The following is a 23812-nucleotide window of genomic DNA, read 5'->3' as shown; positions in this document are numbered from 1 at the left end:
GTAATTGTCAGAATGTAACCGCGTTGCAGGAATTGCATAGATTTACCAAGCAGCATGCCTATCATAAATCATCGTTTGGCAAGTATGCTGATGCCATCATCCAATTGCCCTGAAAGCGATAGCACATCATAATAAATCCATTTTTCGGGATCAATACTTTGCACCTTTCCTTGACGGACAGCATTCAGCTGTTTCCATGCAGGCTTCTTCTGCAACTCCTTATAAGTCAGGGCAGCTTCAACCCCATATACAATGATAAATAACCGATCAGCGTCATATTGCCAGAGCTGTTCGACTGATACCTTCCTGCCATACTGGTTAGGGTGTTCTACAAGCAAGCTTTGAACGATCGGAGGCGGCTGCAAACCGAAGGAACGATACATAACCTCGCCTACATTGCGGTCTCCCAGTACGAATAGTTCATTCCCTTCAATTACAATAAGTCCAACGGTCTCATCTGTATTTATAAAAGGCTTAATCTGCCGATTTGCTTCTTCTCGCTTTCGTTCATAACTGTCAACCCAGCTTTTTGCCTGCTTTCCCATTCCAAGTAAATCGCCGATTGTCTGTAAATGTTCTGTCGCTTGCAGTCCCATCCATGGAATCGTTACAATCGGTGCTAAACGCTCAAGCTGTTGTTGTATTTCAAGATCTAGCGTGTCGCAACCGATAATTAAATCAGGTTTTAACGCATTTATTTTGTCAAAATAGAGAATGGATTTATCTCCAATGCTAGTAATGTTTTCTCCTAAATGTTGGGCGTAATAACCCAAATGATAAGCAGGTGCGCCTATCGGCTTAATGCCAAGCGCCAGCAAAGAACATACATAACTCATGGACATAATTTTATATTGACGCGTGTTCACATATACCCTCGGCGGAACGCCAGTTATTTGCTTGAAACGACGGTTAAAATAGTAACTATCAAGGTATCCGACCTGTTCTGCAATATCTGCAAGCGGCTGCCTAGATACAAGCAGCAGTTCCTTTGCCTTCCGTATGCGCAGTGACGATATGTATTCATGAGGCGTTAAGCCTGTTATTTTTTTGAACAGTTGTATGTATTGCTTGGTGCCAATCCCACTCCGTTCAGCTAACTGCTTCGTGCTTATATCCTTATTATAGTGGTCTTTCAAAAAAGAAACGCTCCGTTCCACGGCTTGCATGGAAGTAATCGTTTCAGATACAGCCTTGTTTTGATTAAGCAATGCAAACATTAGTTTCTGGAAACGAAAATGATAGCTAAGCTGTTCGTCCTCGCTTTCAGAATTTTTCATGGCAACCAGCTTCCGCATGACTGCAAGCGTACGAGCAATAGGCTCAATTATGATTTCAATATTCGGGAAATGAAAAGGCATGCCGCTATTAGGCTGATCACAAATAATATCAAATGACACGCTTATATAATGTATGTCTTTCTTGTCTTCTCTCGCTGGATCAACGACAAGCTTCGCGCCGGGCATTATTCCATAACAACTTCCAATAGCCGCGTCATAACGTCTATCATCTATATAGATATTGCCTGAGCCGCTAGCTACTACAATCAGCCTGTAGTTAATACTGTCACTGGGGAGCATTTCGCGAGTATAGGTGTTTGTAAGGGATACAATATCAACAAGTCTGAAGAAATAGGTATGAAAAGGAGTTGGTTGGGAACTCATATTCGGAGTGCTTTCAATCATTAAGGTCACGTTGCCTCCTGCATACATTGAGAATTATTATCATTATTCTAATAACAAAGAAGAAGCTAGTCAACCATTAGGTTAACTAGCTTCTTCTTTGTTATTTATTTGGGATGAACGCATTCATGACATTCTCCAGCTTTTTCTCATACGCAAGTGGACCGTTGGTGATCCATACATCGCCGCGAACTTCATAAACATGGCCTTGCTGGACGGCTGGAACGTTCTTCCATAAGGTACTTTCTTTAAGCTCCTTAGCCTGCTCTTCTCTTCCTTCATCTACAGCGAGGAATATATAATCTGCATCGATCTGTGGAATGATTTCCATTGAGATCGTTTGGATATCCATATCTTCTCCCCAAGCCAACTTGCGAACAATTGGAGCGGGCTCTATCCCAAAATCACCATACAAGGCTGTCCCCACTTGGCCTCCAGGACCTCCATATAATCTAAGCTCCTTACTTGCGTGAATGCGAATCATAGCTGCGGTTTTCCCTTTAGCAGCAACCTGCAATTGCTCTTTAGCCTGCTTCGTTTCCGCTTCACGCTTTTGAATAACCGCTTCTGCTTGCTCCGTCTTTCCTAGCAAATCAGCTACAATAAGCAGATTTTTTTTCCAATTTTCCGGATATTGAATTTCACTTCCTGTAAATACATAAGTTGGCGCAATTTTTGACAATTTGTCATAAACGCCTTCCTCTGCCCAACCTTGGAAGCCTAAAATAATGAGATCCGGCTGTGCTGCCATGATTGCTTCAAAATTAAAAGCAGTTGTGTCCAGCTTAGGTACATCTTTTAAATAGTCTTCAAGATAAGTCTGGTAGTAGTCTCCACTTGAGTATTGCATAATTGGCTTAACACCAAGCGCACTCATTTCATCCTCGACGAATAATCCAATAACGTTCTGAGGCTGCACAGGAACTTCAATTTTACCAAGAACATGCTCAACGGTGCGCAGCTCCGTGGATTGATTTTCTGGTGATGGCGATGCTTGCTCTGTCTGTACAGCACCTGCTTCTTCTTTCAACGTTTTATTCGTGTTTCCCCCGCCACATGCTGCAAGCACCAAGACAAGCACTATGATCATGCTTAATATGGACAAGCCTTTTGTACGTATTGCCATTTCTTTCCCACTCCTTCTATTGATAGTTATTCTCATTTACTAGCCTTGCTTATCATAAATAGCAGAACTGATTAATTCAATGGACTTTTGAGTCATAATGATCTTTTTTCGAATCATGCCCGAAATGTACAGTTTCATAAACCAGAAACATCATGTTGACAAACTCACACACTTGTAACTATAATAGTTACAAGAAGTGAACAACATAGCTTTTCATTTTTGCATTATATGTAACTCGAATTGTTACAAGATTAAGGTAGAAAAAATCAGATAAAATAGGAGTTTTTTATAATGAAAATAGCTGTTATAGGTGCTACTGGACGTGTAGGAAGCCGTATTGTTGAGGAAGCAAAAAGTCGTGGTCATCAAGTTACTGCTATCGTAAGAAATTCTGCTAAGCTTACCCAAACAGATGGGCTTCATATTCTGGAGAAGGATGTATACGAGCTAGGAGCAGAGCTTAGTGAATTCGATGCTGTTATCAACTCTTTCTCGGCTAAGCAAGGCTCCGAGCAGCAGCATGTAGATGTCATCAAACATTTGATTGCGCAACTCAAGCAGTCCCCTTCTACTGTCTTGTATAACGTTGGCGGCGCCGGTAGCCTTCTTGTAGATGATAAAGGTACACGGCTGCTGGATACACCACAGTTTCCTGAGATCTATTATGCAACTGCCAAAGCACAAAGCGATCAATTGGATGTGCTTCGCGGTGAAAAAGAACTGAAATGGACGTTCTTCAGCCCGGCTGCGATGTTCGAACCAGGCGAAAAAACGGGAAAAGTTCAGCTCGGACAAGATCACTTTATTCTGAATGAAAAGCATGAAAGCAAAATTAGTATGGAAGACTATGCTTCTGTATTGCTGGATGAAATCGAAAATCCTCAGTACTTGAACAGTCGCTTTACGGCTATCAATCTATAAGCTATGCTCAATTTCAGAGGCTGTCTCATAAGTCACCTATCGTGACTTGGGACCGCCTCTTTTTGCATTTTAGATATAAAATCGCTATTTTAGATCCGGTATAATTGATACAATGTATAGGTGATATCAATAGTTCAAGAAATTTGTTTACATAATAATTATTGCGTTTATTTAATCACACTTATAGTTTATGACATTAACCAAAGGAGATGATCAAGTATCAATATTTTAAAACAGAAAGATCGTCAAGAGCTGGATAGGAAACTTCCCGCTATGCCTTGGTATATCGAGAAATTCATCAACTACAAGCTTCCTGATTTATCGCCTTCTTCATTGGTAGAATATATGCGTGATTATGAGACCTTCCTGAACTGGCTGATGGCTGAAGGCTTGTCCGAAGCGACTCAGATTCGGGATGTAGCCCTAATTGAGCTGGAACGGCTGCATATGGATAGTATTGATGGCTTCCGAATGTACCTATCTACCTATAAAGAAGAACGAAATAGCAAAACGACCATCGCACGTAAGCTCTCCTCTCTCCGCTCTTTATTCCATTATTTGAGCCAGATTGCAGAGGATGAGCAGTTTTATCCTTTGCTGAGGCGAAACGTCATGGCAAAGGTAGCGATTAAGCGAACGCATAAACCGAAGGATACTGCGGCTAAGCTTGAAGGAAAGCTTTTGCAAGAAGATGAAATCATTGAATTTATGGACTATATTAAACAGCATTACGGAACGGACATTGCTGATAACAAGCAGGCGTTATACGCTTATGAGCTCAATTGCATCAGAGATGCATGCATTATTAGCTTTATTTTGCATTCCGGCCTGCGCGTTTCAGAACTCGTAAATCTAAACGTAGACGATATTGATATGAAGAAGAAGCTGTCCTATGTCTATCGCAAAGGCAAGAACGACGATTCGTTCAAAACGCCCGTTTACTTTCGGCAAGAGGCGGTCGAGGATCTGCAAGCGTATATGCTGCTTCGGGAAGTGCGCTACAAAGCGCCAAAACGTGAGAAGGCTCTCTTCCTAGCTATCGCGAATGGCAAGAGCGAAGGCTCACGTATGACGAAACGCGCCATACAAGAAATGGTCATGAAATATGCGAAACGTTTCGGCAAGCCTTATTTGTCGGTGCATAAGCTGAGGCATAGCTTCGCTACTGATTATTACTTACGCAATGATATCTATAAAACGCAGGAACAGCTAGGTCATGCATCGCCGGAAACGACCCAAATCTATGCACATTTGACAGACAAAACGATGGCTAAGGCTATCGATCAGCTCAAAAAAGAGGAAGATCCGCAATAAACGGTTCCTCCTCTTCCCTTCGCCTATCTATACAATAGTAGACTTAAAGATAAACAAAATCTACTCAGATGCCGCATAATACGATTAAAATCGGTCTGACTCAATCGGAAAATCGAAATCGGTTGCGGAGATCCCCTCTTCAACTGCAAACTCGAAATCCTCGATGTCGTAAATTTGTACGGGCACCTCTGCTTCGATCAACTTATCCTCAAACTCGAATTGATCAGAGAGCAACGGCACGTTGAGCCTCAAGCTTGTAAGCAGCAATTCTGTCTCAATCGGATCGAATAAATCACCGTAATGAGCGTTATCGACAGCGTGAACAACGGTAAATTGGATGAATTCATTGAGCAACAAGGGCGAGCTTTCCCGCCAAGGCACCTGCATGGCCTTCTCAATTTTTTTGCGATTGAGCGAATCCTCAAAAAAAGTGATCAGCTCGTTTATTTTATTTTTCACATGCCCATCATCGTCAGGATCATCCATGACGGGATCGACACCGTCTCTCATTTCATAAAGCTCTGCTATGGAAGAATACGGTACGACATATTCAATCGGGCGGCTTGGTACAAGAAGATGTCCATACGTTGCCACCATTACTGCCTCTATTACAAAACGCCGACGCATGTGATCTCCTCCTATCTTTGTTCAAAACAATCAATCTATCAATGTACTTCCTTATTATGAACGCTTCCACATTATTATACAATATTCATATGCCTGTACAAGAGAGTCAATCATCCAAATTTGCACAATATGTGCGCAGCGCAGTAAAATGGTCGTTAAGCATCTTTATTTCACTAGAAAGTCAGCATTGTTACATTCCCGAGGAGGATACGATTTATGCAAGTAGAAGAAGCTATTATTATCGGAGCCGGACCTTGCGGCTTGGCAGCAGCCATAGAGCTCGAACGAATAGGATTAAAACCGCTCGTCATAGAAAAAAGAAATATCGTGCATTCGATTTCACAATATCCGACCTATATGCATTTTTTCAGTACACCGGATCGGCTTGAGATTGGTGATATTCCCTTCACGTCGGCGCATGACAAGCCCTCTAGGCTTGAAGCTCTGAACTATTACCGAACAGCAGCCCAGCGGAAACAGCTTCGTGTTAAAGCTTATGAGTCTATTACGGCAATTACACCTGACAATGGTTCTTTTATCTTGCATGGTGAGAACCGTTTTGGTGAGAAATCGCAATACAAAAGTCGATATGTCATCATAGCGACTGGTTATTTCGATCATCCAAACAGGCTCGGCATTCCAGGTGAGCAGCTAGATAAGGTAAGTCATTTCTTCCGAGAGTCTCATCCTTATGTAGGTATGAAGGTAGCTATAATCGGCGGCAGCAACTCAGCGATTGATGCTGCACTTGAGCTTGAGCGTGTAGGCGCTGAAGTAACGATCGTCTACCGGGGGGATGACTATTCTAGAAGCATTAAGCCCTGGGTTAAACCTACTCTTCAGGCTAAGGTAACAAATGGCTCTATTCGCATGCTGTTTCAGTCTAGAGTCACGAGCATTGATAATACGTTTATAACTGTAAATGGATCGGAAGGCGATATGAGGCTCGACAATGATTTCGTGCTTGCCTTGACCGGCTTCCACCCTGATCGTCAGTTTCTGAATGAAACCGGCGTAACGATTGAGGAAGAAGGATTCCCTACGTTCAACGAAGAGACGATGGAAACGAATGTTCCAGGCATTTATTTGGCCGGAGTCGTAGCATCTAGGCATGAAGCGAATGAAATTTTCATTGAATCTGGCAGGTATCATGGCTGTAAGATCGCTGAGCACATTAATAAAAACCTTTAACATAGTTCCCCTGCTTGGAACCTCATCATTTAGAGCGCTACCTGAAAGGTAAGCGCTCTTTAATGTGGTTAAGAAACGGCTTGCTTTTTCACTGGCAAAATACCTCTGATATATTCCGCTAACGCTTTTGCCGCTTGCTGATGAGCGAATACGCCTGGGTGATTTCTTGCACCTATCGTTTCATCCGTGGTAATAGGGAGCTGAAACACGGATACTCTGCGATCTCCCGATTTCTTCACGTACGCATCCACCGCACGGGCTATTGCCGGCATCATCGGTATTCCTATCATGCCATAGGCCCATACGAGTTGTGCATGTTTGTTATATTTTCTAAGTTTAACAAGGAAATGCTCGGCTGCTCGTTCAAAGGCTAGTAAATCCTCTGCTACAAAACTTCCATCCTCATTTAGCCTTTGTTTGTAGGTTTTACCTGTGGACTCATCTTGCCATTCCGGCGAATAGAAAGCCCCGCCATCATTTGTTCCGAGATTGATGACTACGACATCCGGCTGCCAGGCAGCAAAGTTATTTTCATCAAATGCTCCGAGTGCTTTATTCTTATCACCGGTAAGAAGGCCGCAAACCTGTTCATAATAATCAGGAATATTCGCATGCGGATTATTATCCCAACTTGTCAGAACACCCCATCCGCTTTGGGAAATAACACGATAATCCGCATTCAACGTCTCAGCGGTTATATGGGTGTAATTATGAATAGCGCTGAACCACATCGGAATCCAGTCTTCTTCGACATTTGCTCCTACAGTGCCTTCACCTGATGTTATGCTGTCACCGATGAACTCCAGCTTATAAGGCTTGTCTTCAACTGGCATAAACTTACCATCGCTCTTCACAGCATGAATCTGTAGTGAACAGCCCGGATCTACGTTCATCGCCTGCAGCTCCTTAACCACACGCACACTTTTTAAAGCGCTCTCATTCATCCCTCTAAACAAACACACCCAGTACCTTCCGGCGATTAGCATTTGTCTGCTTACTGGAACCTCATTAATCAAAACGCTTATCCAAGGCTCATATTGATCATATTCAACCTCAACTTCAATCCATAGTTCAGAACCTTTTACATGAAATTCAATCGCACTCCCCGTCCAAAATAATGCTAAGGGAGAACGCTGCCCCGTTGTACGGCCATGCACCTTCAAATGTTCGACTTTCGATAATGGATATACTTCCAGTTTAGTGTTGCTCATTGTTTTTTCCTCCTCTTATTAAAAAATGATGGATGACGCAGTCTTGCTATATCCTTAATTAGATTAGCTCACAAGTTGTGCCTTTTTCTGATACCTGTTTGTGCAATCAATTACGCTGGCTAATGTTCCCATTATACGTTTAACGAAAGGGAAACTTCTACCATAATATTCATGTCCGTCTGCACACTTCTCAAACCACTCAAATTGCCTTTCAGAAATTACCCCCCCAAGCTGGCACACATGCTGAGCACACAAAAAAAGGAACCAGCCTAGTCATGGCTAATTCCTGTTTATAATCTTTTATTCCTGCAACACGGATCGACCGAGCCATTCGCGCTGCTTGTCGACCGGATCATGCAGCGTCAGCGTGCGTGCGTTTCTCCAGTAACGGTCAAATCCATATTTTCGAGCAGCGGCCCGAGCACCCATTAATTGAAAAACATCCGATGTCACTTCAAGTGAAACCGTTGTCGCAACAACCTTTGCCTGTGAGGCAGCAATGGCTGCACTAGGATAAAGCTCAGTATTGGCTTGAGCAGCCTGCAGAAGCCTAGCTGCTCGCAGAACAAGCTGTCGCGCTGACTCCAGCTTGGCATCCATCTCGCCTATTCTCACTTGTATCAACGACTCTTCTATCACAGGTATTCCGGCTGTAATACTTCGACTTTTCGCCTTCAAATACTGAACCGCTTCGCGAAGTGCTCCGTCAGCGATTCCAACATATTGTGCGGCGAAATGAATGTGGAACTGCGTATTGAAAAATAACTGCACTTTGCCATAACCAGCAGTATCACCGATTAGATGCTCGTTAGGTACAAATACGTTAACCGCAACAACTGTACCGCTTCCAGTCCCTCGTTGACCTATTCCATCCCAGTCATCTTTAATCGTTATTCCCGATGCTTCCAAATCAACAATAGGCATCCTGAAACGTTCTTCCTGGCTGCCTGATGCTTCTGACAAGACCGAACGCCATATAGCCCATTTCGCAGCAGGCGAACCTGTTGCAAATATTTTGGTACCATTGAGCAAATAACCGCCTTGTATGATACTCAGCTCACTACCTAGCTTGAAGCGATCCGCACTCGCTTCACTTCCAAAGCTTGCAAACAGCTGCCCCTTGCCAATAACCTCATTGAACAAAAAGCTCTGCTGCTTCTCGCTTCCTAAAGCATGTACGAGCTGAACGCCAGTATTGTGTAAGGCAAATACCTGTGAAGCAGAAGAACACCAAGAAGCAAGCTCCATAAGAAGGAGCGGAAGCAGCACCACATCACCGCCATAACCTGCACCATGACCACCTGCTGCTTCCGGAACAGCTGCACCGATGAGACCTGCTGCTTTCAACGCCTCCATCGCTTCTTGCGGATAACGAGCTTCATGATCCACCAGCCATGCTGCAGGTCCAATTTCATGCTCTGCTATTTTCCGTACTTGTTGGAGCAACGCCCATTGTCGTTCTGACAGCTCCGCACGAATTGCCGCATCTCGAATGACTAGCTTCTCTTCAATCGCCATTAGGTTTTGCCTTATTCTCTGCATGACGGTAGCTTATGCCTGGATGACCCTCTGGAAGTCTAGCGCTGCCGAACAGCTTCTCACGGAAGGTACCTGTCTCATACTCTCGTTTGAATAAGCCGCGTTCCTGTAGAACAGGGATGACCAGCTCAATAAAGTCGGTATAGGAATCAGGCAGTACGTATGGCTCTAGATTGAAACCATCTACATTAGTAAGGGCAACCACCTCTGCAATGCGGTCTGCCACTTCCTCAGGAGAACCGACAATCGTTACGCCGCGAAACCCTTTTTCCAAGAAATCGTCACGTACTTCGCCCACCGTTTTTTTGTTTTTCGCATGCTTCGTGAAACGATCTGTATGGGTTTGTCCCATTTCCGTATGGATATTCTCGAAATAAGAATCAGGATCCAGCTTGGTCAAATCAATTCCAGTTACGGAAGCGTAGCTTGCAAGGGTCGCCTCAGCACTTTGGTAGCTTAGGTATTCTTTATATTTCCGCTGCGCTTCTTCACTTGTTGACGCTGTAACGACGGATAAACCTGTAAACACTTTAACAGAATCTGCTGTCCTGCCGTATTCGACTGCGCGGCGACGAATATCGGCGATTTGATCACGCAGTACTTCAAGTGTTGGAGCTTTCAGAAAAACGCCTTCGGCATGCTTCGCTGCAAATGCACGCCCTCTCTCCGAGCTTCCTGCTTGGAAAATCACTGGAGTCCTCTGCGGGGAAGGAGAGCTGGAGAAGTAGCCTTCTGATTTGAAATATTTCCCTTCATGCAGAACGCGATGAACTTTAGCCGGGTCCGTGAATACTCTCTTCTCACGATCGATCTGCAACGCATCCTCTTCCCAGCTGCCTTCCCAATATTTGTAGCTGACATCGAGGAACTCATCTGCAATATCATATCGCTCGTCATGCGGCACAAACTCGCTGCGTCCGAACAATGCTGCTGCAGTTGGCGTACTCGTCGTTACCACATTCCAACCAATGCGACCTTTAGATAAGTGATCCAGCGTAGCGAACCTTCTCGCGTTTGCGTAAGGAGCTTCATAAGTCGTAGACGTTGTCATTGCAAAGGATAAATGCTCTGTAACTGCCGCTAATGCAGGCAATAACAGCATAGGATCATTGCCGGGAGGTCCCGAGGCTTCTCGAAATGCAAGCTCAGCGTTTTTGCCGGGAGAGCCATAAGAATCAGCGAAAAACATAAAATCAAATTTTCCCTTTTCCAATAATTTAGCTATGTTAATCCAATAATCTAAACTATTGAAATGTATGCGGTTTTGCGCAGGATGTGTCCATATCCCTTGAGTGAGGTGATTGACACTGTTCACCTCAAATACGCCCAAATGGATCTGTTTCATTAAGATTATCCCCTCTCTATTTCAGGCTAAATGACAAGCTACATAATGGTTCGCTGCTGCCTCCCGCTTTTGCGGAAGCTTCTCACGGCAGATATTTGTCGCAAGCGGACAGCGTGGATGAAAGGAACAGCCAGACGGAGGATTCAGCGGAGACGGAATGTCTCCTTTCAGCAATATCCGCTCCCTCTTCGAAGCTGGATCAGGATTCGGAACGGCTGAGAGCAGTGCTCTCGTGTAGGGATGCAATGGATTTGCAAATAATTCATCAGTTGGAGCCTCTTCTACGAGCTTGCCTAAATACATGACGCCAATTCGATCTGATATGTGACGAACAACGCCTACATCATGCGCGATAAACAAATAAGTAAGCCCCAGATCCTGCTGAAGCTGTTTCATCAAGTTAAGGATTTGGGCTTGAATAATGACGTCCAATGCTGAGACCGGCTCATCACATATAACGAGCTTAGGCTCTAGTATTAAGGCGCGCGCCAATACGACGCGCTGCCGCTGTCCGCCGGACAGCTCATGAGGAAGTCGATCATAATGATCAGGCTGGAGGCCGACGATTCGCAGCATGTTGATTACACGTGAATATCGATCCGCCTGCGTTCCGATTTGATGAATGACTAAAGGTTCAGTGAGTGCTGAGCCTATTGTTTTACGTGGATGCAGCGAGGCAAATGGATCTTGGAATACCATTTGCAGCTGTTTACGGTAAGTTTGAAGTGATTTGCTGGATAAGGTAAACAGCTCTTCACCCTGGTAAACCGCTGACCCTGCGGTCGGCTCAGTCAGTCGAAGTAATGTCCTTCCCAACGTGCTTTTGCCACATCCGGATTCTCCAACAAGACCATACGTTTCACCCTCATATAACTGAAAAGAAACATCATCAACCGCCTTAACCGGCTTAGAACGCCAAGCGCCTGGCTGCTTCGCGGAATAATACTTCTGCAGACCGCTTACCTTCAGCATGGGCTCTGGCTGTTTTTCGACAACGTTTATGGTCATGGACTCATGCCTCCTCTCTCTGTAGCTTCTCTGAATGCCAGCAGCGTGCCATCGAGCTTATACCAGGCTTCGCCTCTAATTCCGGCATGTCAGATAGGCATTGATCTTCTGCATACAGGCAGCGAGGAGCAAAGCGGCAGCCTTTCGGCAGTTGATGCAACGCAGGCACAAATCCGCGAACAGCTTCGAGCGGCTTAGAGCGATCACGATCAATATGCGGAATCGAGTGTAACAGGCCAGCCGTGTATGGATGCTGAGAATTACTGAATAAGGTAGCAACATCTGCTGTTTCGACGATCTGGCCGGCGTACATGACAGCTACTTTATGACAAACCTCCGCTACAACGCCAAGATCATGTGTAATCAGAAGTACACTCATGCCAAGTTCTTTGTTTAGTTTCACAAGCAAATCCATAATTTGGGCTTGTATCGTGACGTCAAGCGCCGTTGTCGGCTCATCAGCGATGAGAAGCTTAGGTTCACAGGCAAGAGCAATTGCAATCATAACCCGCTGGCGCATACCGCCAGATAGCTGATGCGGATATTCGTACACGCGTCGCTCTGGCGAAGGAATACCTGTCAATTGAAGTAAGCCAATCGCCTCAAGCAGAGCAGCTTTTTTTGACGTTTTTCGATGGCTGCGTATCGTTTCTGTAATTTGCTCGCCAATCGTAAGGAGTGGATTTAAGGAGCTTAGCGGATCTTGAAAGATCATCGAGATATCATTACCTCGCACACCTCTCATTTGTCGCTGACTTAGCTTAAGTAAATCAACACCGTTAAACCTCACTTCCCCTTCATAGCTGGTTAATGCTTTCTCATCAAGCAGTCTTAGAATGGACTGAGCAGTTACACTTTTCCCACAGCCTGACTCGCCTACAACACCAACGATTTCTCCCGCTCCGATCTTTAGAGAAATGCCATCGACTGCCGAGACTATGCCAGCTTCAGTATGAAAGCTTGTTCGTAATGATTGAATTTCCAGCAAGCTTTGGTTTGCCAACGGACCTTCCTCCTTTAAGATGCTGATTGGGCAGAGCCGCTTCTTTTTCTAGTTTTGCGACTGCGCTTTGTTTTGCCATAAGGGTCCAGCATGTCACGGAGGCCATCTCCGAACCAATTCATTGCCAGCACGCATATAATCAGCGCAAAACCGGGGAACAAAGTCATCCACCACGAATTATAAATAAAGGCCTTGCCTTCTGAGAGCAGATTGCCGAGGCTCGGCATTGGCGCAGGTATTCCTGCCCCTAGAAAGCTGAGTGCCGCCTCAACGATGATCGACTCTGCAAATACGAATGACCCTTGCACAATAAGCGCAGGCAACGTACCCGGCATAATGTGAAGCCATACAATCCGAGCCCTAGAAGCGCCTATCGCACGCATGGCTTCGATATAAGTCTGTTCCTTCACAACTAATGCGGAAGAACGAACGATTCGGGCAACTGCGGGAATAAATACGATGCTCAGGCAAATAATTAAGTTTGACACATTCGGTCCCAGCGCAGCCATCATCGCCATAGCGAGCAGCACGGCAGGAAATGCAAATATGCCATCCATGATTCTCATAAGCACTTGGTCAAGACGCCGATAATAAGCAGAGTACAAGCCTATCGCTAAGCCAGCGGTTGAACTTATTATCGCAACGGTTAAACCAACCTGTATTGAAATCCCCATCCCGCTAAGCGTTCTGCTGAACACATCACGGCCAAGATTATCCGTACCGAAATAATGCGTCAGGCTGGGCGGTTTAAGCCTTTGAATGACATCGACAGCCTGAGGCTCGAAGCGTGCAAGCCACGGCGTCAGTAAACTTGCTGAAATGAGCAGAAGCATCAGCCATCCACCGATTACTGCAGTACGGTTCGCAGTAAAGCGTCTTACCCGCTTGGATTGTATCATTCTCTTCAGGCGAGCTTGCTGCTTTCTTTCGCCCCATGCTGAATCAGTCAACGTATCTTCCTCCTGCTGCACATTTTATTGCAATCGAATGCGTGGATCGACAATTGCGTACATCAAATCCACAATTAGATTTACTGCTACGTATACAATGGCAATAAAGAGTACCATGCCTTGTATGACGGCGTAATCCCTGCGTTCCACAGCATGAACGAGCATCTGTCCTAAACCGGGTATATTAAAAATCGATTCTATCACAGCCGCGCCAGCCACCAATGTTCCGAATGAGCCGCCAATCACGGTCAGCACAGGAATAAGTGCGTTGCGAAACACATGTTTGTAAATAATTTTATTTGGATGCAGGCCCTTCGACCATGCTGTTTTCACAAACCCTTCGTTAAGCACCTCTAGCATGGAAGCCTTAACAATACGGGCTGTCAATGATGACATAACGATTCCAATAGAAAGGGAAGGTAAAAACATGTATCTCAGAAATGTGCCTAATCCATCCTGCAAGGGAACATAACCTGAAACCGGAAGCCATCTCAGCTTGACCGCAAAGATGAGTACGAAAAACAAACTAAGCAGAAACCCAGGAACAGATATGCCAAGCAGCGAATAAGCATTCAACACTTTATCCGCAATGCCCCCACGATTCACAGCTGCCCTGACGCCAAGAGGAATGGCAATCAGGACTGCGATGAATTGGGCGAGAATTGCGAGTGACAGCGTCGGTGCCAAGTGTTCGGCAATAGCAGTAGACACAGGCTGCTGTAGAAAGAAGGATCGTCCTAAATCTCCTTGTATGGCATGCCACATCCAGCGGCCATATTGTTCAACTAAAGGATAATCGAGACCCATTTGCTCTCTCAGCTCTTGAATCGTAGATTCATCAGCACCGTCTCCGAGCATAACTCGCGCGGGGTCACCAGGAATCAAATAAATAATAAGAAATACGACGATTGACATAACCAAGACTACGGGGATCAATGCTAATAGTCGTCTCAATATAAAGATGGGCATTTAAGATTTCAATACCTTCACGTTGCCAAGATTCGGATAGCCTGCATATAGAATCAAACCTTGCAGCTCTTCGCGAATGGCATAATAAGTGAAGGTGTCTCCGATTTTGGATACGGCCAAATACTCCCATGCATATTGCTGCAGAGCATCATTCGCCGCTTTAATATCTTCCGGTGTAATAGCAGCCGTTGAAGCCTTGAGCAATTCAGCCAGCTTTGCATCATCGGCAAAACCGTACGTTGGATTAAAATAAAGCAATTGAGATGGTGTCGTCGGTACGGTAAATCCGCCAACATAAATATCCCATACCCCTTGATCAGCGCGCTTTGTCAGCATAGTCGCATAATCATACGTATCAACCCGTGTCTTGAAGCCAATCTTCTCCAGCTGCGATTGCACAACGAGTGTGGCATTGTAGAACTTGCCGCCTAGATCCTTCGTAGTGAGGAATACGATTTCCCGTCCATCATAGCCTGACTGCTGCAGAAGCTCTTTCGCTTTGTCTGGGTTATTCAAGTTGTATTGGTCGCTTCCAGCATCGGAATGCCAAGTCGCATTATCTTTGAACATGTAGCTGGAATTCAATTCAAACAGCTCAGGCGATGATACGGTGCCAAGTAGAATCTCTTCCACATTCAGTGCGTTATTGACCGCTTGTCGGTTAGTCAGATTAGAAAATACCGGCGATTTTTTGTTGTAAACCACGTTATAATCACTTGAAATGGACTTGATGACTTCTATGCCTGGTTGTCCTTCAACCTGTGGCAGATCATCTAGGCTGACATCTACAAAGCTATATTCACCCGTTACAAAGGAATTAAATCGTGTCGCAGTATCTGTTACTAGAGAGAAACGTAGTTTCTCAATCTGCGGCTCTTTTTTACCGGAGAAGCCGTCAGGCTCACCTGCAGCCGATTGATAATCCGCGAATGTTTCAACATCGATATATTGATCTTTTTTCCATTCAACGAATTTGTACGGTCCAGTTCCGATATATTCAGTAATGCCTTCCGGCGCAGCGCTGTCGACTACTTCTTTCGGCATAATAGCTGCAAAATTAAGCACATGGCTGAGTTGAGCGAGTGTATCGTTCTGAGGCGCGTTTAGCTTAAGCGCCACCGTATAATCGTCAACTACCTCAAATGAGGATTCGCCGAAGGAGTTTTTCGCACGCGGTGCTTTATCCTTCCAGCGGTTCAAAGATGCGGCCGCATCTTCAGCCTTCATCTCTTTGCCATTATGGAATTTGATGCCTTGGCGCAAATGGAAGGTATACGTTTTACCATCTTCACTGACATCGGTTGATTCTGCAAGCATAGGAACAGGCTCAAGCTTGGAATTAAAAGCATACAAGCCTTCGAATATATTCAGAATGACCGCGCCATTGCTTCCGCCGACAGACAAATGAGGATCAAGTGTAGATACTGCTTGACCTAATGCGAATTTAAGCTCTTTCTCGCCCTCTTGCTCCGTGTCATTGCTTCCCGCTTGGTTATTGTTTTCCGCAGGTTTGTTCGTCTCTGTTGCCGTTGTATTATTGGTAGAGCATCCGTATACAAACAATAATGCGCTTAACAATAAAATAATGAACGTAGATTGACGTAATTTCGTCATATAAATCCCCCTCAGCAATTATACATATATTTCCGATCGTTTTTATCGGATTAATATTTAACCATCATAAACGATCGGCATTGAAATGTACATTACAACCTTTTAATCGATCAGTTTACTTTTTTTAATAATAGTCCTCTTCTATTCCTACTTGTACAGAAGCTTATCTGCTACACGAAGGAATAGGTTGATACCATTCACTAAGGATGATTCATCAATCGTAAACTTGGGATGGTGATGAGGAAACACGATGCCCTCTGCTTCGTTTCCAGCCCCAATGTTGACGAAAGTGCCCGGTACGCGCTGTTGGTACGCAGAGAAGTCTTCCCCTCCCATGCTAGGTGGTGTCGCAATCACGAGATCAGAACCTACTAACTCTACAGCTGCTTCCTTTACAAGATTCGTCAGCCACTCATCGTTTATGACGGGTTCATAGCCATATACGAAATCAACCTCAACCGAAGCGCCATATACAGCAGCAATTCCCTCCGACATTTTACGAATGATATCTGGAACCTCTTTGCGAACGGAAGACTTAAAGCTCCTAACCGTTCCCTTCAATGTTGCGGAATCAGGGATAACATTATGGGAAGAGCCCGCGGTAAACTGCGTAACCGAAACGACCAACCGCTCCAGCGGATCGGTTAACCGGGATACGATATGTTGCAAATGTCCGACAAGCTGTGAACCAATTGCAATGACATCGACAGCTTTGTGGGGAAATCCAGCATGCCCGCCATAGCCTTTTATGACAATTGTGAAATTGTCAGGTGATGCCATCATCTCGCCATGCCTAATCCCAATCTGCCCGACAGGCAGCAAGGAAGCCAAATGGACACCGAACACAAAGTCGACCCCGTCCAGTACACCGGCTTTTACTAGCTCAATGGCACCACCAGGCGGAAGCTCCTCTGCGTGTTGGAATATAAAACGGATCTCTCCGTGCAAACTCTCCCGCTTCTCGGACAATAATCGGGCTGTTGCGAGCAGCATAGCTGTATGACCATCATGACCGCAGGCGTGCATGACTCCTGGGGACTTGGATGCAAATTCGAATACATTCTCCTCATGAATCGGAAGAGCATCCATGTCCGCTCGAAAAGCGACTACCGGCCCAGGTTGATCGCCCTTCAGAATGGCCACAACACTTGTTGGTGTAGGTCTACTGATGGTAAGTCCCTTCCATTCCCGTAACGTATGCTCAACAAATGCTGCTGTTTCGTGCTCCTGGAACGACAGCTCGGGATTCTGATGCAAATATCTCCTCCACGCTATAACCTGGTCTGCAACCCAATCGGGCAGTTGCTCGAATGCGAACTGCTTATCACTCATATGGGAAACCCTCCTTTAAGCTGAATTACTCACGATCAAAAGCTTGCTGCGCATTCACGCGATGAGCCAGAGCGGAACCGGCCTTGAGTACAGTTGCAACGAGAATCGTCTCTGATAGTTCTTCCAGTGAAGTGCCTGCTTCTTTGGCTTGTCTTGCGAATATATCGATGCTATAAGCATTCCCTGTAATATGTGCCGATGCGAGTGCAATGAGGATTTTCTCTTTCCCTGTAAGCAGACCAGGTTGAAGTGCGCTGTGAACAAAACCAGTGAAGGCTGTGTATTGTGTTTCATTCAGCTTCTCTATTTCTTCTATTTTTTCTAAGTTGCTACGTGGGTATAAATCCTCTTCTGCCCCACTGCTGTTATAGGCATTCAAAGCATTAATCGCATTGTAGAACACGGAATGGGCGTTTACGGCCGTTGCAACAACGATAGATTCTACGAGCTCTTCGAGCGATGTATTCTGATCCTTAGCCTTGCCCACATGTGCCTCAATGCAATAAGGGCATCCCGTAATGTGAGCAACCGCTACTGCGATCAATTCCTTCGTTTTCACGGAGAGCTTGCCGGCAGCCAGCGCCTGCTTATTGAATTCCCCGAATGCTTTGAACGCTTCTGGAGCATACCCAAAGAGCTTAGCGGAATACGCTTGATTATGGCGAATATACAAACTTTCGTTAGACATGATATAAAAACCTCCACGTTTTATTGGAATACCAAGTATTCCTCTTTCAATAGTTATGAAACTTCTGTTATCATAATAGATATAGGCGTCATTGTATAATTAAAAATTGTAAACCGCCACATTATGTTTATTAAAGAGACGGAGGGTACCTGAGTGGAAATACGCCTGATCAAAGCATTTCAGACCATCGTGAAATTAGGCAGCTTTCAGCGCGCAGCAGAAGCCCTGCAATATTCGCAGCCAACCATTACCATCCAAATAAAAAAACTCGAAGAGGAGCTTGGCGTTCGATTGTTCGAGAGGGGCAAGACGATTACGCTAACTAATGCGGGTCGGTTATTTCTTGAGCGTGCTGATTCCCTTCTTCAGGAATACGATGTGCTTAACAGCACTTTAAGCGACTTTATAAATGGAGATGCAGGAAGCATCCGTTTGGGTGCTACGGAGCCATCTGCCAGCAATCGGCTGCCAGCCATCTTAGCGGAATATGCGATTACCAAACCTAAGGTACAGGTCAATGTATCGATCGGCTCGACACGGGATATGATTCGAATGCTGCTGGAGGATCAGATCGATTTCGCCATATGCAACCAGCCAGAGCCTCATCTTGAGCTCGCATTCGATTCGCTTCGCCATGAAACCTTTACTTTACTTCTTCCAGCCAATCATTCACTTGCGGATAAGGAAGAAATTCGATTGCAGGATCTCAAAAACGAGAAAATGCTATTTACGCCAGGTACCTGCCCTTTCCGTATTCGCATTGAAGAAATGATTACCAGCCAGATCGGTCAATTGCGTCACGCAGGTATGGAAGTAACCGGAATTAACGCAATCAAATATTTCGTACAAGCAGGCATGGGTATCGCGATTTCACCGGAGGTAGCGGTGACGCCTCCGATTCCCGGCACAATCGTCAAAACCGTCAAAGATTTGATAAGTGGACCTCCACTTGGCTTACTGACGAAACGGAATCTCGATGCCCAAAGCCGAATTTCGCTCGATTTGAAGGATGAAATAAAACGAAAGCTTTACGTTGGCGTTTAAGTCTGTTATTCCATCCGTACTATTACATTTATTAAATTAATTCTTTATATTTATCAATTATACAAGGCTGCTGTTTTCCGATATGATCTGAACACTAGGCTGTTGCAGCAGCCATCTGTTCAGGAGTGATACACGATGAAAAAAATTCATTTGGGCATCTTTGATATTCAAACCCCGAACCAAATGACCCAAGGTGTCTGGGCTCATCCGGAAAATCAATCAACTCGCTATAAGGATCTTTCATTCTGGATCGAAATTGCACAGCTGTGTGAACGCGGTCTATTCGATTTCATCTTTTTCGCAGACTCCTATGGTTATCCTTCGAACAAGCAAGAGCTTGCCTATCGTGAAGCTGTATATACGCCTGGACTGGATCCGATGCTCAGTATTTCTGCCCTTTCGGCTGCAACGAAGCATCTCGCTTTCATAACTACAGCCTCTCCTACCTATGAAGCACCGTATGCGAATGCTCGCCGCTTCTCTACGCTTGATCATTTGACCAATGGACGAATCGGTTGGAATGTAGTCGCTGCTGGCGGCAAAGCAGGAGCGGCTTGCTTCGGGAGGGATTCTACCCTTTCACATGATGAGCGTTATGATCAAGCTGAGGAGTTTCTTGAAATCAGTTACCGGTTGTTCGAAGAAAGCTGGGACGATCATGCTGTTCATGTCAATCGTGAGAAACGCTATTATGCAGACTCCTCCAAAGTAAAGCTCATCTCACATGAAGGCAAGTACTTCAAAGTTACAGCCTCGCATGCCTGTGAGCCTTCCATTCAGCGTACGCCTGTTCTCTTCCAAGCGGGAAGCTCTGATCGGGGTAGGGATTTTGCAGCTAAGCATGCAGAAGGCGTTTTTCTCAAAGCACCTACTATGGAAGCATTGAAAGCTCAGGTCGAGGATATACGCAATCGCGCTGCACGTTATGGTCGCAAATCAGCTGAGATTAAAATCTTTACAGGTTTATCCGCCATTGTCGGAGAAACAACGGAGCAAGCAATTGAAAAGCTGGAATCTTTCAAAGCCTACAGAAGCCGAGAGGCTGCACTTCTTACGTATGAGAATGCTACGGGAATTGATTTAACCGCTATGGACCCTGATGCACCCTTTGAGAACTTTCGTACAGAACAAGGTCGCACGCATACCGAACGCTACACCAAGCATCAAAAAAACACGTTAACCGCTCGTGAAGTTGCCGACCAATTTGCTGAGAAGGAATTTCGTGGAATTACTTTATGTGGAGATGCAAGCACAATAGCTGATCAGATGCAGCAATGGGTTGAGCATACCGGTATCGATGGCTTCAATCTTGAACGATACATTTTGCCAGGCACCATTACTGACTTTGTCGAGCTCGTCGTGCCTGAGCTGCAGCGAAGAGGCATCTTTCGTACTTCTTACGAGGAAGGCAGCCTGCGTGAGCGATTATTCGGAGTTGGGAACACTACATTGTCACAGACACACCCAGGTGCCCGCTTCCGAAATAACGGCAGCCAGTAGATCGATTTGTTACCTATCTCCCAAGGTGAATCGGCTGTCGCCGTCCTTTGGCGGCTCAGCGCGTTTCAGTCCGAGAAATATAAGCGGAGTATAAGGCTGAAACTTATACTTTCTTATATTTCAAGCAAAAACGCCTTCGGCGTCCTGTAAGACGCTAAAGCAGCTTTGACGGTGAAATATAAGCCTTTTATAAGCGAACAAACTTATACATTCTTATATGTTAAAAAAGCGAACCAGCCATCGTGGCTGGTTCGCTTTTTAACCTTTGCTATCTTTAACGAATGGCTGCTTCAATCGACGAACCTGTTCGTCATCTGCAAATTTATCACCGTAACGAACCTCTTCATACACATCAACCATTTGCTGTATTCCCTCTGTATTCGGCTTTCCAGCCTGCCAATTAACTAGATCATCGACTGTTTCTCTCGGTGTCAAATGAGGCTTTGCTACATATCCTTGCTTTTCACCTTCACGTATATAATGGGCATACAGAAATCTAATTTTTTCCGAATTTGTAGCTAGCCCTTCCCACTCTTCAGCGAAAGTTCGTTTCTTCATAAAACGTTTCCTGAATTGATTGCCCATTTGTTCGCGCCAATGATGAATGGATACGAGACTTTCAACCTCGTCGGTATAACCCTCACTTTGATCACGATTATCGGCTCCTCGCTCTTGCAGCTTTGCCACAATAACGCTTATCCATTGCATCACTTTTTTGATGATGAAGTAGAGCAGAATACAAATGGCAATGACCGCAATTACAATGCCAATTATTTTGAAAATTTGCTCAATCAGAAGCATCCAGTCGGAAGGCGGCTTGGCGGCTTCAACTGGCATTTGTGGTGGTGCAGCCTCCGGCAGCTCCTCAGCGGGAATCTGCTCCTCTTTCGGTCGGTTCATCCAATCCATGAAACGATCGATGATGTCGTGAAAGAAGCGCTCGACGGCCTGCCCTATTTGACGGAATAAAGCAATGAAACCGATTAAACCGACAATGATAAGCATCATTATACGGTTTTGGCGCTTAAAAGCGAACGTGGCTGAAGACTTGCCTACGTCAGCTGTCTCACTATTCATATGCCGTTCATTCGCGAAGAAGAAAAACAGAATGACGCAGGCGATTCCGCAAATGATCAATAAACCGTTATAAGGTATTAATTGCTTAAAGACCATAAGCTTTAAAGGCTGCATCAGCACATAGATCAGGATGCCAATAAGCAAATGGGTGTTTGTGAATGAGGTAGACCAGCCCTTAATATATCCTGACATCCCTCTCATCGTTATCACTGCAGTGAGAATGAGACCTGCTGCCATAGCTGCGATTCCCACGCTCGATGCTGGGGGGAACAGGAGTAAGCTGCTCTGTACACCACCAACTGCTGCAGCAAGCAACAATCTTACAACATATCGCATGTTTGTGAATTTCCCTGCTAGGAATGCACCAATCCCGTAACAGAGAGGCAGCGTCGCAATCCAAATCCATAGGCTTGAATCCGCAAACAGGTATACAGCAGGTATAAGGAAGATCGGCAAATAAAATAAAAGCTCAATGATGCCTTTTCCCATTGCCTTAACGATCATGGTTTGCTTGAGGAGCCTATTCATGCTGTTACCACTTCCTTGCCTGCTGAAGGTGAATCCATGTTATTTACAGCATTATTATCGAATGCACGCTCAGTCAACAGCCATATCGCTACGGCATTACCATTATAGCGGAGCCGGTCTGCATGCAACTCCAGCTCGTCATTCCAATAGGCGGTAATGATGAGCACGTCACGTTCGCTGTACCCGCTCCTTGCTTCTCGTTCAAGCAAGTGATGGAATAGCTCCGTTCGCTCAATCTCAAGCTTAGCCATGCCTTCAAAAATGCCGAGCAGATGTTCACTTCCTCCTCTTGGCTCCATATGAAAGCTCACGCTTTCGCCTATAATCGGCATATTGGCTGAGAATCCAACTTCCATACCTTGACGGATGACAGCCGCCGCCGCCCCTGCTGCCCATTCAATGCCGCGCTCAATTAAGGCGAAATCAGTCACGCTTCTCCACATGCCTTCTGCGTCATCAACATTCAAGTAAATCATAAGTCTGCGATCAGCTGTGAAATCATATTGATGTACTTGAAGATCGCCGGTCTTCGCCGTTGCTTTCCAATTAATCTGCTTAAAGGTATCGCCGGCTTGATATTGCCTTACGCCTGCAATGATAAAGGGATCGTTGATGATCCATCGGCTTACGGACTGATCACCTTGCCAGCTATGATAAGGCAGCTCCTGGATCGGAACCTCTGCTAGCTTAGGATAAACGATCAACTCGCTATTCAGCGGTAGCTGCTTAGAAGTGTGGGACATGCCTAGCAGATCTCCGCCTGTAAGCGTTACCGTCTGAAGCTTATACCAGCCGCGCTTAGCACATGTCATTCGGTGTGTCCGTTTAATTCTCGTGTACGGAGCCAGACTGAAGAAGCTTTTGTGATTCTGATATAGCTTACCACTGCTTACAGAGAAATTTTCTTGCTTCTGGAAGTGCAAATGGGTCGAAAGCTGAGATTCTACGCGAAGCCAAGGAACAGGCAGCCACTTCGCATTGACCATCTCTTCAACCAATTCGACCTGCTCACCACTATAGCAAGTCTTTGAAGTGAAATGTCGTTCATATTTCATATGTCTGAGTACACGCTTTTGAAAGATACGGCCTTGCAACCCCAATATGGCAATCGCTGCAACGATAAACCAGAATAAAATCATCTGTCTC

General features: G+C 45.2%; 20 protein-coding genes. 5 read left to right on the top strand and 15 right to left on the bottom strand.

Going from position 1 to position 23812, the window contains the following annotated elements:
- Positions 1-68 precede the first annotated feature (68 nt).
- Both FGT79_RS02520 and FGT79_RS02515 read right to left on the bottom strand, forming a co-directional pair.
- Positions 69-1682: an AraC family transcriptional regulator gene (locus tag FGT79_RS02520; protein ID WP_171056048.1), complete on the bottom strand. Its 1614-nt coding sequence runs from the start codon at positions 1680-1682 to the stop codon at positions 69-71.
- Between the two features lie 100 nt (positions 1683-1782).
- On the bottom strand, positions 1783-2805 hold the full coding sequence (locus FGT79_RS02515) for an ABC transporter substrate-binding protein (RefSeq protein ID WP_171056047.1): 1023 nt from the start codon (positions 2803-2805) through the stop codon (positions 1783-1785).
- A gap of 291 nt (positions 2806-3096) precedes the next feature.
- Here FGT79_RS02515 and FGT79_RS02510 point away from each other — a divergent pair, with 291 nt between their 5' ends.
- Positions 3097-3726, top strand: a complete 630-nt coding sequence (locus FGT79_RS02510) for an NAD(P)-dependent oxidoreductase (RefSeq protein ID WP_138751206.1) — start codon at positions 3097-3099, stop codon at positions 3724-3726.
- A 219-nt stretch (positions 3727-3945) separates the two neighbouring features.
- Positions 3946-5040 carry a tyrosine recombinase XerS gene (gene xerS / locus FGT79_RS02505; protein WP_138751205.1) on the top strand — a complete coding sequence of 365 codons (1095 nt, stop codon included), beginning with the start codon at positions 3946-3948 and terminating at the stop codon, positions 5038-5040.
- Between the two features lie 84 nt (positions 5041-5124).
- Here the strand turns inward: xerS and FGT79_RS02500 are convergent, their stop codons facing one another.
- Positions 5125-5667 carry an ADP-heptose synthase gene (locus FGT79_RS02500; RefSeq protein ID WP_138751204.1) on the bottom strand — a complete coding sequence of 181 codons (543 nt, stop codon included), beginning with the start codon at positions 5665-5667 and terminating at the stop codon, positions 5125-5127.
- Positions 5668-5883: 216 nt separating this feature from the next.
- On the opposite strand from FGT79_RS02500, the gene FGT79_RS02495 reads away from it, so the two are divergent.
- The gene (locus FGT79_RS02495) at positions 5884-6858 is read left to right on the top strand and encodes a YpdA family putative bacillithiol disulfide reductase (RefSeq protein ID WP_138751203.1); all 975 of its coding nucleotides are present in this window, start codon (positions 5884-5886) and stop codon (positions 6856-6858) included.
- A gap of 68 nt (positions 6859-6926) precedes the next feature.
- Here FGT79_RS02495 and FGT79_RS02490 read toward each other — a convergent pair whose 3' ends face one another.
- The 10 genes from FGT79_RS02490 to FGT79_RS02445 all read right to left on the bottom strand — a co-directional run bounded on the left by FGT79_RS02490 (position 6927) and on the right by FGT79_RS02445 (position 18517).
- Positions 6927-8069, bottom strand: coding sequence for an SGNH/GDSL hydrolase family protein (locus tag FGT79_RS02490; RefSeq protein WP_138751202.1), 1143 nt, complete (start codon positions 8067-8069; stop codon positions 6927-6929).
- 300 nt (positions 8070-8369) lie between these two features.
- Positions 8370-9587, bottom strand: coding sequence for an acyl-CoA dehydrogenase family protein (locus FGT79_RS02485; protein WP_171056046.1), 1218 nt, complete (start codon positions 9585-9587; stop codon positions 8370-8372).
- Positions 9577-10953, bottom strand: a complete 1377-nt coding sequence (locus tag FGT79_RS02480; protein ID WP_138751200.1) for an LLM class flavin-dependent oxidoreductase — start codon at positions 10951-10953, stop codon at positions 9577-9579. The genes FGT79_RS02485 and FGT79_RS02480 overlap by 11 nt, the downstream gene beginning before the upstream one ends.
- A gap of 21 nt (positions 10954-10974) precedes the next feature.
- Positions 10975-11961 carry an ABC transporter ATP-binding protein gene (locus tag FGT79_RS02475; RefSeq protein ID WP_138751199.1) on the bottom strand — a complete coding sequence of 329 codons (987 nt, stop codon included), beginning with the start codon at positions 11959-11961 and terminating at the stop codon, positions 10975-10977.
- A 4-nt stretch (positions 11962-11965) separates the two neighbouring features.
- Positions 11966-12964 carry an ABC transporter ATP-binding protein gene (locus FGT79_RS02470; protein ID WP_138751198.1) on the bottom strand — a complete coding sequence of 333 codons (999 nt, stop codon included), beginning with the start codon at positions 12962-12964 and terminating at the stop codon, positions 11966-11968.
- A gap of 14 nt (positions 12965-12978) precedes the next feature.
- Entirely contained in the window at positions 12979-13914 is a 936-nt protein-coding gene (locus FGT79_RS02465) for an ABC transporter permease (protein ID WP_246096107.1), read from the bottom strand.
- Between the two features lie 24 nt (positions 13915-13938).
- A complete protein-coding gene (locus tag FGT79_RS02460) occupies positions 13939-14883 on the bottom strand; it encodes an ABC transporter permease (protein WP_138751197.1) in 945 nt (314 codons plus the stop codon).
- Positions 14884-16497 (bottom strand): ABC transporter substrate-binding protein, encoded by a 1614-nt coding sequence (locus FGT79_RS02455; protein WP_138751196.1) that lies wholly within the window; start codon positions 16495-16497, stop codon positions 14884-14886.
- 147 nt (positions 16498-16644) lie between these two features.
- Positions 16645-17829, bottom strand: a complete 1185-nt coding sequence (locus tag FGT79_RS02450; protein ID WP_138751195.1) for an amidohydrolase — start codon at positions 17827-17829, stop codon at positions 16645-16647.
- Positions 17830-17854: 25 nt separating this feature from the next.
- Entirely contained in the window at positions 17855-18517 is a 663-nt protein-coding gene (locus tag FGT79_RS02445) for a carboxymuconolactone decarboxylase family protein (protein ID WP_138751194.1), read from the bottom strand.
- Positions 18518-18670: 153 nt separating this feature from the next.
- On the opposite strand from FGT79_RS02445, the gene FGT79_RS02440 reads away from it, so the two are divergent.
- Both FGT79_RS02440 and FGT79_RS02435 read left to right on the top strand, forming a co-directional pair.
- Positions 18671-19561 carry a LysR family transcriptional regulator gene (locus tag FGT79_RS02440; protein WP_138751193.1) on the top strand — a complete coding sequence of 297 codons (891 nt, stop codon included), beginning with the start codon at positions 18671-18673 and terminating at the stop codon, positions 19559-19561.
- 135 nt (positions 19562-19696) lie between these two features.
- A complete protein-coding gene (locus tag FGT79_RS02435) occupies positions 19697-21061 on the top strand; it encodes an NtaA/DmoA family FMN-dependent monooxygenase (RefSeq protein ID WP_138751192.1) in 1365 nt (454 codons plus the stop codon).
- A gap of 258 nt (positions 21062-21319) precedes the next feature.
- On the opposite strand, the gene FGT79_RS02430 is transcribed toward FGT79_RS02435, so the two are convergent.
- Both FGT79_RS02430 and FGT79_RS02425 read right to left on the bottom strand, forming a co-directional pair.
- Positions 21320-22666 carry a DUF4129 domain-containing protein gene (locus tag FGT79_RS02430; protein WP_138751191.1) on the bottom strand — a complete coding sequence of 449 codons (1347 nt, stop codon included), beginning with the start codon at positions 22664-22666 and terminating at the stop codon, positions 21320-21322.
- Positions 22663-23805, bottom strand: a complete 1143-nt coding sequence (locus FGT79_RS02425) for a DUF58 domain-containing protein (RefSeq protein WP_138751190.1) — start codon at positions 23803-23805, stop codon at positions 22663-22665. The genes FGT79_RS02430 and FGT79_RS02425 overlap by 4 nt, the downstream gene beginning before the upstream one ends.
- Positions 23806-23812: the final 7 nt, after the last annotated feature.

This window comes from Paenibacillus sinopodophylli (genome assembly GCF_005930355.1).
GTDB classification, from domain to species: domain Bacteria; phylum Bacillota; class Bacilli; order Paenibacillales; family Paenibacillaceae; genus Pristimantibacillus; species Pristimantibacillus sinopodophylli.
This window is presented reverse-complemented; position numbering and strand designations above follow the sequence as displayed.

Coding starts and splice junctions, on each gene's coding strand:
- FGT79_RS02520 (WP_171056048.1), bottom strand. CDS start 1,682: ATGATTGAAAGCACTCCGAATATGAGTTCCCAACCAACTCCTTTTCAT.
- FGT79_RS02515 (WP_171056047.1), bottom strand. CDS start 2,805: ATGGCAATACGTACAAAAGGCTTGTCCATATTAAGCATGATCATAGTG.
- FGT79_RS02510 (WP_138751206.1), top strand. CDS start 3,097: ATGAAAATAGCTGTTATAGGTGCTACTGGACGTGTAGGAAGCCGTATT.
- FGT79_RS02500 (WP_138751204.1), bottom strand. CDS start 5,667: ATGCGTCGGCGTTTTGTAATAGAGGCAGTAATGGTGGCAACGTATGGA.
- FGT79_RS02495 (WP_138751203.1), top strand. CDS start 5,884: ATGCAAGTAGAAGAAGCTATTATTATCGGAGCCGGACCTTGCGGCTTG.
- FGT79_RS02490 (WP_138751202.1), bottom strand. CDS start 8,069: ATGAGCAACACTAAACTGGAAGTATATCCATTATCGAAAGTCGAACAT.
- FGT79_RS02485 (WP_171056046.1), bottom strand. CDS start 9,587: ATGGCGATTGAAGAGAAGCTAGTCATTCGAGATGCGGCAATTCGTGCG.
- FGT79_RS02480 (WP_138751200.1), bottom strand. CDS start 10,953: ATGAAACAGATCCATTTGGGCGTATTTGAGGTGAACAGTGTCAATCAC.
- FGT79_RS02475 (WP_138751199.1), bottom strand. CDS start 11,961: ATGACCATAAACGTTGTCGAAAAACAGCCAGAGCCCATGCTGAAGGTA.
- FGT79_RS02460 (WP_138751197.1), bottom strand. CDS start 14,883: ATGCCCATCTTTATATTGAGACGACTATTAGCATTGATCCCCGTAGTC.
- FGT79_RS02455 (WP_138751196.1), bottom strand. CDS start 16,497: ATGACGAAATTACGTCAATCTACGTTCATTATTTTATTGTTAAGCGCA.
- FGT79_RS02450 (WP_138751195.1), bottom strand. CDS start 17,829: ATGAGTGATAAGCAGTTCGCATTCGAGCAACTGCCCGATTGGGTTGCA.
- FGT79_RS02445 (WP_138751194.1), bottom strand. CDS start 18,517: ATGTCTAACGAAAGTTTGTATATTCGCCATAATCAAGCGTATTCCGCT.
- FGT79_RS02435 (WP_138751192.1), top strand. CDS start 19,697: ATGAAAAAAATTCATTTGGGCATCTTTGATATTCAAACCCCGAACCAA.
- FGT79_RS02430 (WP_138751191.1), bottom strand. CDS start 22,666: ATGAATAGGCTCCTCAAGCAAACCATGATCGTTAAGGCAATGGGAAAA.
- FGT79_RS02425 (WP_138751190.1), bottom strand. CDS start 23,805: ATGATTTTATTCTGGTTTATCGTTGCAGCGATTGCCATATTGGGGTTG.